8 protein-coding genes are annotated in these 8,871 nt (G+C 72.0%); 7 read left to right on the top strand and 1 reads right to left on the bottom strand.

The genetic code is table 11. The features are described 5' to 3' along the window. The first annotated feature begins 97 nt into the window (after positions 1–97). From OOZ19_RS08195 to OOZ19_RS08170, 6 genes are all read left to right on the top strand, one after another. Positions 98–1,330 carry a sarcosine oxidase subunit beta family protein gene (locus OOZ19_RS08195; protein WP_266089416.1) on the top strand — a complete coding sequence of 411 codons (1,233 nt, stop codon included), beginning with the start codon at positions 98–100 and terminating at the stop codon, positions 1,328–1,330. A gap of 292 nt (positions 1,331–1,622) precedes the next feature. After that, positions 1,623–1,901, top strand: a complete 279-nt coding sequence (locus OOZ19_RS08190; RefSeq protein WP_266089415.1) for a sarcosine oxidase subunit delta — start codon at positions 1,623–1,625, stop codon at positions 1,899–1,901. Further along, positions 1,898–4,732, top strand: a complete 2,835-nt coding sequence (locus tag OOZ19_RS08185; protein ID WP_266089414.1) for a 2Fe-2S iron-sulfur cluster-binding protein — start codon at positions 1,898–1,900, stop codon at positions 4,730–4,732. Before OOZ19_RS08190 ends, OOZ19_RS08185 begins: the two co-directional genes overlap by 4 nt. Then, entirely contained in the window at positions 4,725–5,312 is a 588-nt protein-coding gene (locus OOZ19_RS08180; RefSeq protein ID WP_266089413.1) for a sarcosine oxidase subunit gamma, read from the top strand. The genes OOZ19_RS08185 and OOZ19_RS08180 overlap by 8 nt, the downstream gene beginning before the upstream one ends. Positions 5,313–5,366: 54 nt before the next feature. Then, the gene (locus tag OOZ19_RS08175) at positions 5,367–6,449 is read left to right on the top strand and encodes an S-(hydroxymethyl)mycothiol dehydrogenase (protein WP_266089412.1); all 1,083 of its coding nucleotides are present in this window, start codon (positions 5,367–5,369) and stop codon (positions 6,447–6,449) included. A 48-nt stretch (positions 6,450–6,497) separates the two neighbouring features. Continuing rightward, positions 6,498–7,127: an MBL fold metallo-hydrolase gene (locus tag OOZ19_RS08170; protein WP_266089411.1), complete on the top strand. Its 630-nt coding sequence runs from the start codon at positions 6,498–6,500 to the stop codon at positions 7,125–7,127. Here the strand turns inward: OOZ19_RS08170 and OOZ19_RS08165 are convergent. Continuing rightward, positions 7,121–7,807, bottom strand: coding sequence for a TetR/AcrR family transcriptional regulator (locus tag OOZ19_RS08165; RefSeq protein WP_266089410.1), 687 nt, complete (start codon positions 7,805–7,807; stop codon positions 7,121–7,123). The genes OOZ19_RS08170 and OOZ19_RS08165 overlap by 7 nt on opposite strands. 92 nt (positions 7,808–7,899) lie before the next feature. Between OOZ19_RS08165 and OOZ19_RS08160 the strand changes: the two genes are divergently transcribed. After that, positions 7,900–8,862 carry an NAD(P)-dependent alcohol dehydrogenase gene (locus OOZ19_RS08160; protein WP_266089409.1) on the top strand — a complete coding sequence of 321 codons (963 nt, stop codon included), beginning with the start codon at positions 7,900–7,902 and terminating at the stop codon, positions 8,860–8,862. The last annotated feature ends 9 nt before the right edge of the window (positions 8,863–8,871 follow it).

Here is an 8,871-nt window from a genome sequence, read left to right as displayed (position 1 = left end):
CCACCCTCACCCCCGACACCACCACCCAACTCCGCAACCGCGTCGAAACACTCGCGAAAAAACACCCCCTCTACCCGGCTTTGAACGGAGGGTTCTGATGACGCCGCGCACGCCGGGCGCCGAGCTGCCGGAGCACCCGGACTGGCTCTGGCACTCCCCGGAACCGAAGCAGTCCTACGACGTGGTGATCGTCGGTGGCGGTGGGCACGGTCTCGCGACCGCCTACTACCTCGCGGTCAACCACGGGATCACCAACGTCGCCGTGCTCGAAGGCGGGTGGCTCGCGGGCGGGAACATGGCCCGCAACACCACGATCATCCGGTCGAACTACCTGTGGGACGAGAGCGCCGGGCTCTACGAGCATTCCCTGAAGCTGTGGGAAGGGCTGGAGGAAGCGCTGGACTACCCGCTGCTGTTCTCGCAGCGCGGCGTGCTGAACCTGGCGCACTCGCTGCAGGAAGTGCGCGACAGCGTGCGGCGGGTCGAGGCGAACAAGCTCAACGGCGTCGACGCGGAATGGCTGGATCCCGCGCAGGTGGCGGAGATCTGCCCGATCCTGAACACCGCGGAGGACCTGCGCTACCCCGTGCTGGGGGCGACGTGGCAGCCGCGGGCGGGCATCGCCAAGCACGACCACGTCGCCTGGGGGTTCGCCCGCGAACTCGACCGGATGGGCGTGGACCTGGTGCAGAACTGCCAGGTGACCGGATTCGAGCGGGTCGGGGACCGGGTCGTCGGGGTGACCACGACGCGTGGCACGATCCGCGCGGGCAAGGTGGCACTGGCGGCGGCCGGGCAGACCTCGGTGCTCGCCGACGAGCTCGGGCTGCGGTTGCCGATCCAGAGCCACCCGTTGCAGGCGCTGGTCTCCGAACTGCTGGAGCCGGTGCACCCGACGGTGGTGATGTCGAACGCGGTGCACGTCTACGTCAGCCAGGCGCACAAGGGAGAACTCGTCCTCGGCGCGGGCATCGACTCCTACAACTCCTACGGCCAGCGGGGCGCGTTCCACACCATCGAACGCGAGATGACGGCCGCGGTGGAGCTGTTCCCGATGTTCTCCCGCGCGCACGTGCTGCGCACCTGGGCGGGCGTCGTCGACGTGACCCCGGACGCCTCCGCGATCATGGGGCTGACCCCGTTCGACGGCCTCTACGTCAATTGCGGTTGGGGCACCGGCGGGTTCAAGGCCACACCGGGCGTCGGCTGGTGCTACGCGCACACCATCGCCCACGACGAGCCGCACCCGCTCAACGCCCCGTTCAGCCTCGACCGCTTCACCACCGGAGCCCTCGTCGACGAACACGGAGCCGCAGGCGTGGCGCACTGAAACCGGTCTCTCCGGCGGCTTGCTCGATGGAGGACGGTCTCCCTGTCGTGGATCGCGAACGGATCGATGTGCAGCAGCGTTCCGGTCGTCGTCCTGTCGGCGGCGGAGCCGCTGAGCAGTGACCACGTACGCAGCCGAACCACCGGCGGGTGCTCAGCGGCCTTCTCACGAGACAGCCATTTCGCTGAGGAGCTGCTTGAGAAATGGATCCCGCAGTGAGCAGGCCGCTGAGGTTCCGCTACCCGCCCCCCCTACGCAAAGCGACATCAAAACGCAGTCTGAGGAGTTCGCCGTGCTGCTGATTCCGTGCCCGTGGTGCGGGCCGCGCAATGAGATCGAGTTCCACTACGGCGGCCAGGCCGAGGTGAGCTATCCCGAGGATCCGGACTCCGTGTCCGATGTGGACTGGGCGCACTTCCTGTTCTACCGGGACAACCCGAAGGGCGTGCTCGCGGAGCGCTGGTCGCACCAGGCGGGGTGCCGGCGTTGGTTCACCCTCCGCCGCAACACCGTGACGAACGAGATCCACGTCGACGACGACGCGAGCCAAGCAGGGGCGGTGACGAGATGAGCAACGAGTTCAGGCTCGCCGGAGGCGGTCGCATCGATCGCGGGCGCCCCGTCCGGTTCCGCTTCGACGGCCGGGAGCTCCAGGGCTACGAAGGCGACACGCTCGCCTCGGCGTTGCTGGCCAACGGGGTCCACCAGGTGTCCACCAGCATCAAGTTCGGGCGTCCGCGCGGCATCACGGCCGCGGGCCCCGAGGAGCCCAACGCGCTCGTGCAGGTCGAGCGGCCGTTCCCGGAGCCGATGCTGACGGCGACGACGGTCGAGCTGCGCGACGGGCTCGAAGCCACCGGCCTGCCCGGCCAGGGACGCCTCGCGACCGAACCGGACCCGGCGCGCTACGACGCGATGCACGCCCACTGCGAAGTGCTCGTCGTCGGAGCCGGACCCGCCGGGCTGGCCGCCGCGCTGACCGCGGCCCGCAGCGGGGCGCGGGTCATCCTCGCCGACGCGGACACCGAATTCGGCGGCAGCCTGCTGGGCGCCGACGAGCAGCTCGACCGGGCCCCGGCCGCCGACTGGGTCGCGCGGGCGGTCGCGGAGCTCGGCTCCTGCGAGGACGTCCGGATGCTGTCGCGGACGTCGGTGTTCGGCCACTACGAGGACAACTACTTCGTGGCCGTCGAGCACCGGGGCGACGCCGCGCACACCCGGCAGCGGATCTGGCGCATCCGCGCCCGGCAGGTGGTGCTGGCGACGGGCGCGCACGAACGGCCGCCGGTGTTCGCGGGCAACGACCGGCCGGGCACGATGCTCGCCGGGTCCGCCCGCACGTACCTGCACCGGTACGGGGTGCTGCCGGGGCGGCGCGCGGTCGTGTTCACCACCCACGACAGCGCGTACGCGGCGGCGATCGACCTGCACGACGCCGGGGTCGACATCGCGGCCGTCGTGGACGTGCGCGACGTCGCGCCCGCCTACTGGGCGTCGCTGTGCGTGGAGCGCGGGATCACCATCCGGGCCGGGGCCACCGTGGTCGGGACCTCCGGAACGGACCGGATCACCAGCGTGCACCTGGCGAACGTGCAGTCCGGCGGGATGATGAGCGTCCGCCAGGTCGTGGGCTGCGACCTGCTGCTGGTCTCCGGGGGCTGGAACCCGGCCGTGCACCTGCACTCGCAGGGACGGGGCGCGTTGCGGTACGCCGAGGACGTCGGAGCCCTCGTGCCCGGTGGAGGCGGCCGAGGAGTCCGCTCGGCGGGTGCCGCGACCGGCGCGTTCACCACCGCCGAATGCCTGCGCTCCGGCGCGGAGGCCGGGCGGGACGCGACCCGCGCCGCCGGGTACGACGCCGAGATCGGCCCGCTGCCCACCGCGCAGAACCTCCCCGCACCGGCGGGGCGCACCGCGTGGCTGCTGCCGAGCCCCGCGGATTCGGCCGGTGCCACCCAGTTCGTGGACCTGGCGCGGGACGTCACGGTCGCCGACATCCGCAAGGCCATCGGCGCCGGGATGGAGTCGGTCGAGCACATCAAGCGCTACACGACGATCGGCACCGCCCACGACCAGGGCAAGACCTCCGGGACGAACTCCACCGGGATCATCGCCGAACTGCTCGGGCGGGACTTCGCCGCGATCGGGACCACGACGTTCCGCGCCCCCTACGCGCCGGTGGCCTTCGCCGCGCTGGCAGGGCGGGATCGCGGCGACCTCTACGACCCGGTCCGGGTCACCGCCATGCACGACTGGCACGTCGAGCACAGCGCCCCGTTCGAGAACGTGGGCCAGTGGAAGCGGCCCTGGTACTACCCGCTTCCCGGCGAGAACATGGACACCGCCGTCCTGCGCGAGTGCCACGCGGTCCGGTCCGGAGTGGGGATGCAGGACGTCTCCACGCTCGGCAAGATCGACGTGCAAGGACCGGACGCGGCGGATTTCCTCGACCTCGTCTACACGAACAAGATGAGCACGCTCAAGCTCGGCCGCATCCGCTACGGGCTGATGTGCACCGCCGACGGCATGGTCTTCGACGACGGCACCGTGATGCGCACCGGCGAGCAGCGGTACCTGATCAGCACCACCTCCGGCAACGCCGCCGGAGTGCTGGACTGGCTGGAGGACTGGCTCCAGACGGAGTGGACGCACCTGCGGGTGCACCTGACCTCGGTCACCGAGCACTGGGCGACGATCGCGCTGGCCGGCCCGCGCTCGCGCGAGGTGCTGAGCCGGGCGTCGGACCTCGATCTGGACAACGAGAGCTTCCCGTTCATGTCCTGGCAGGACGGCATCGTCGCCGGGCGGCGCGCGCGGGTGTGCCGGATCAGCTTCTCCGGTGAGCTCGCCTTCGAGATCAACGTGCCTCGGTGGTACGGCCGCGAGGTGTGGGAAGCGCTCTACGACGTGGGGGAGCCGTTCGACATCACCCCGTACGGCACCGAGACGATGCACGTGCTGCGCGCGGAGAAGGGCTTTCCCATCGTAGGCCAGGACACCGACGGGACCGTGACGCCGCACGACCTCGGGATGAGCTGGGTGGTGTCGAAGAAGAAGGCGGACTTTCTCGGCAAGCGGTCGTTCAGCCGCGCCGACACCACCCGGGCCGACCGCAAGCAGCTCGTCGGGCTGCTGCCGCACGACGACATCCTGGTCGTTCCCGAAGGCGCGCAGCTGGTGGGGACCGAGGCGCTGCCCGCGCCGCCCGTGCCGATGCTCGGGCACGTCACGTCCAGCTACCGCAGCGCCGTGCTCGGCAAGGGGTTCTCGCTGGCCCTGCTCAAGGGCGGGCGGGACCGCATCGGGGACACCGTCTACAGCCCGGTCGGCGGGCGGCTCGTGGCGCTCGAGGTGACCGAACCCGTCTTCTACGACAAGGAAGGAGCGCGCCGCGATGGCTGAGCCCTACGGCGATTCCCCGTTGACCTCCCGTGCGGACCTGCTGGACCGGCACTCGGTGCCCGGCGCCGTGCGGATCTCCGAAATCCCCTTCCGCGCCCAGATCGGGCTCCGGATGGACCCCAAGGGGGCCGCGGCCGAACGCATCGGCACCGCGATCGGCGCGATGCCGCCGAACCTGCCGGGCACCGCGGTCCGAGCCGGGGAGCTGCTGGCGCTGTGGCTGGGCCCCGACGAGTGGCTGCTGGTGGGCGGGGAAGGGGCCGCGGAGTCCGTCCAGGACACCCTCGCCACCGCGCTGGCGGAGGACCACGGGTCGGTGGTGGACCTGTCGGCGAACCGCACGATCCTGGAGGTCTCGGGGCCGAAGGCGCGCGAGGTCCTCAACAAGGGGTGCGCGCTCGACCTGCACCCCCGCGTGTTCGGCGCGGACCGCTGCGCGCAGACCTTGCTGGCGCGGGCGGGCGTGATCCTGGTGTGCCGGGACGCCGAGCAGCCGAGCTTCTGGCTGCTCGTGCGCTCGTCGTTCGCCCGCTACGTCGCCGACTGGCTGATCGACGCATCAGCCGAGTACGCGAGCTGACCCCCGGTTCGCGAAGACAGTCAACACATCCCCACACGGAATGGGAGTTCGCCAGTGACCGCAGTGCGTGGCGTGGTGGCGACCGGACGAGGCAAGCCCGTCGAGGTCACCACGATTCATGTCCCCGACCCGGGGCCGGGCGAGGTCGTCGTGCGCGTGCAGGCGTGCGGGGTCTGCCACACCGACCTGCACTACCGCGAAGGCGGCATCAACGACGACTTCCCGTTCCTGCTCGGGCACGAGGTAGCGGGCGTCGTCGACTCGGTGGGCGACGGCGTGCGCAACGTGGCGCCGGGAGATTTCGTCGTGCTGAACTGGCGGGCGGTCTGCGGGGTGTGCCGGGCGTGCCGGCGCGGGCGTCCGCAGTACTGCTTCGACACGCACAACGCGGCGCAGTCGATGACCCTCGACGACGGCACGCCGCTCTCGCCCGCGCTCGGGATCGGCGGCTTCGCCGAGCGCACCCTCGTCCACTCAGGACAGTGCACGAAGGTGGATCCGGCAGCGCGGCCCGCCGTGGTCGGGCTGCTGGGCTGCGGTGTGATGGCGGGCATCGGCGCGGCCGTCAACACCGGCGGCGCGGGGCCCGGCGACTCGGTCGCCGTCATCGGGTGCGGCGGCGTCGGCAACGGGGCCATCGTCGGGGCCGACATGGCGGGTGCTCGCCGGATCATCGCGGTGGACAAGGATCCGGCGAAGCTGGAGTGGGCGCGCGAGTTCGGCGCCACCCACACCGTCAACGCCGCCGAAGCCGACACCGTCGAGGCCATCCGCGAGCTGACCGGCGGCAACGGCGCGGACCTGGTCGTCGACGCCGTCGGCGTGCCCCAGACCTACACCCAGGCCTTCTACGCGCGCGACCTCGCGGGCACGGTGGTGCTGGTCGGCGTGCCGTCCCCGGACATGCGGCTCGAACTGCCGCTGCTGGACGTGTTCGCGCGCGGCGGGGCGCTCAAGTCGAGCTGGTACGGGGATTGCCTGCCGGAACGCGACTTCCCGATGCTCGCGGAGCTCTACCAGCAGGGCCGGTTGCCGTTGGACCGGTTCGTCACCGAGGAGATCGCGCTCGACGACGTCGAGGCGGCGTTCGAGAAGATGCACCGCGGTGAGGTCCTGCGCTCGGTGGTCACGTTCTGACCCCGAGAGCCGGATGATGGTGAAGAGAGCGACCTGGAAGGGATCGAGATGGCCGTTCGCATCGATCACGGGACGACGACGGGGAAGTTCTCCCTCGACGGAGAAGTCCACGAGGTGACCAACAACGCGTGGGTCGTCGGGGACGAGCACGAGTGCGTCGTGATCGACGTTCCGCACGACCCGGACGCGGTCCGGGAACTGGTGGCGGGCCGGAAGGTCTGCGCCGTGCTGGCCACGCACGCGCACGACGACCACGTCCGGCTCGCGCCCGAATTCGCCGACGCCGTCGGCGCCCCGCTGTACCTGCACCCCCACGACCTGCCGCTGTGGCGGTTGACCCACCCGGAACGGATGCCGGACCACGGGCTGGCGGACCGCCAGCAGATCGCCGTGGGAAGGGCGGCGCTGCAGGTCGTGCACACGCCGGGGCATTCGCCGGGTTCGGTGTGCTTGTACTGCCCCGATCTCGGCACGGTGTTCACCGGGGACACGCTGTTCGCGGGCGGCCCCGGTGCCACCGGGCGGTCCTTCTCCGACTTCAGGACGATCACGAAGTCGATCCGGGAGCGCCTGCTGGTGCTCCCGGACCGGACCCGCGTGCGCCCCGGTCACGGCGAGGGCACCACGATCGGCGCCGTCAAACCCCACTTCGACGCGTGGGTCGCGCGGGGCTACTGACGGGCCCCGTTCGCGGGCCAGGGCTGCGCCCGAGTTCCGTCGGCGGAGAGCGGGAGGCTGCGCAGCGGCAGATCGCTGGGCGGCGGCAGGACTTCGTGCGCCGCCTCGGCGCGGAAGGACTGGAGCAAGTACGCCACCAGGCGTCTGGACGCCGCCCCGTCGTGGGGCAGGGCGGTGACCAGGCCGCAGTGCGACAGCAGGGCCACGCCGAGATCGGAGGGGTGGAAGTCGGCCCGCAGCGCGCCCGCGGCCTGGGCCCTGCGGATCAGGGCCGTGAGCTCCCGCTCGGCGCGCCGCGCGTGGTCCGCGGTGCTGCCCGGGAAGGCCGTGGCGAACGCGGCCGAGAACCCGCGCTCCTCCCGCTGCAGCTCGCACGCCGTCTCGACCAGCCGCCGGAAGCCCCGCCACGGGTCGGGATCGGCCACCGCCTCGGTGAGCGCCTGCGCGCAGGTCTCCAGTTGCCGCGCGAACGCGGCGCGCACCAGGTCGTCCCGAGCGGGGAAGCGCCGGTACAGCGTCGCCACGCCGACGCCGGCCCGCCGGGCCACGGTCGCCATCGGGGCGTCGATCCCGTGCTCGGCGAAGACCGCGCGGGCCGCGACGAGGATGCGCTCCCGGTTGCGCCGGGCGTCTGCTCGCAGCCTCTCCCCGTCCGGTATCCGAGAGGATTCCGCCACCACTGTCTCTCACCTCCGGCCGAAACGGACGGCACCGTCCACTTCGAAGCTTACGCTCGGCCCCGACAACGGCCCTGCCGGAGAAGGTGGCAACGATGGACGACCGCACGATGAAAGCCGTGCTCTTCGACCGCTACGGCGGCCCCGAAGTGCTGTACGCGGGCCGGGTGGCGCGCCCCGAACCGAAGCGCGGTGAAGTGCTCGTGCGGGTGCGCGCGTTCAGCGTCAACGGCGGCGAGCTGGCGGCCCGCACCGGTCGCGTCCGCCTCCTCACCGGACGGAGGTTCCCGCAGCGCATCGGGTTGGACTTCACCGGCGAGGTCGCCGCGCTCGGCGCTGGTGCGACGGGCGTCGCGGTCGGCGACCGGGTGTGGGGCGTCCTGGCGCGCACCGGCTTCGGCAGCGCGGCCGAGTACGTGGCCGTGCGGGCCGATCGGCTCGGCCGCGTCCCGGAGGGCGTGGACCTGGTGGAGGCCGCCGCGCTGCCGGTGGCGACCACGGCCATCACGGCACTGCGCGACAAGGCCGGGCTGCGCCCCGGCGAACGACTGCTCGTCCGAGGTGCGGCGGGCGGTGTCGGCAACGCCGCGGTCCAGCTCGGCCGGGCTCGGGGCGCCGAGGTCACGGGCTTGGCGCGCGCGGCCAACCTCGACTTCGTCCGCGAACTCGGCGCTCAGCACGCGATCGACCACCGGAGCGTCCCGCCGCAGGACTTGGGCCTGTTCGACGTGGTCCTCGACACCGCTGGCACCGACCTGCGCGCCTTCCGGCGCCTGCTGAAGCCCGGTGGACGCATGGTGACCATCGCCTTCGACCTGGCGCGTCCCGCCGCGTCGCTCGGCTACGTCGCGGCCAGCGCCGTGCACGGGCGCGGGCGGGTGCGCTTCTTCAGCGGGAACCCCGCGCGGGCGCTCTTCGACGACCTCGCACGTGAGGTGGTGGAGGGGAACCTGCGTCCCGCCGTGGACGCGCGCTTCCCGCTGGAGGAGACGGCGGCGGCGCACCGGGCGCTGGAGGCGGGCGGCGTGCGGGGCAAGTACGTGGTGAGCGTCGACTGAGGAATCCGC

This window comes from Saccharopolyspora sp. NFXS83 (assembly GCF_026241095.1).
Classification (GTDB): domain Bacteria; phylum Actinomycetota; class Actinomycetes; order Mycobacteriales; family Pseudonocardiaceae; genus Saccharopolyspora_C.
The sequence above is the reverse complement of the archived record's forward strand: the minus strand, read 5'-3'. Positions and strand labels throughout refer to the sequence as shown.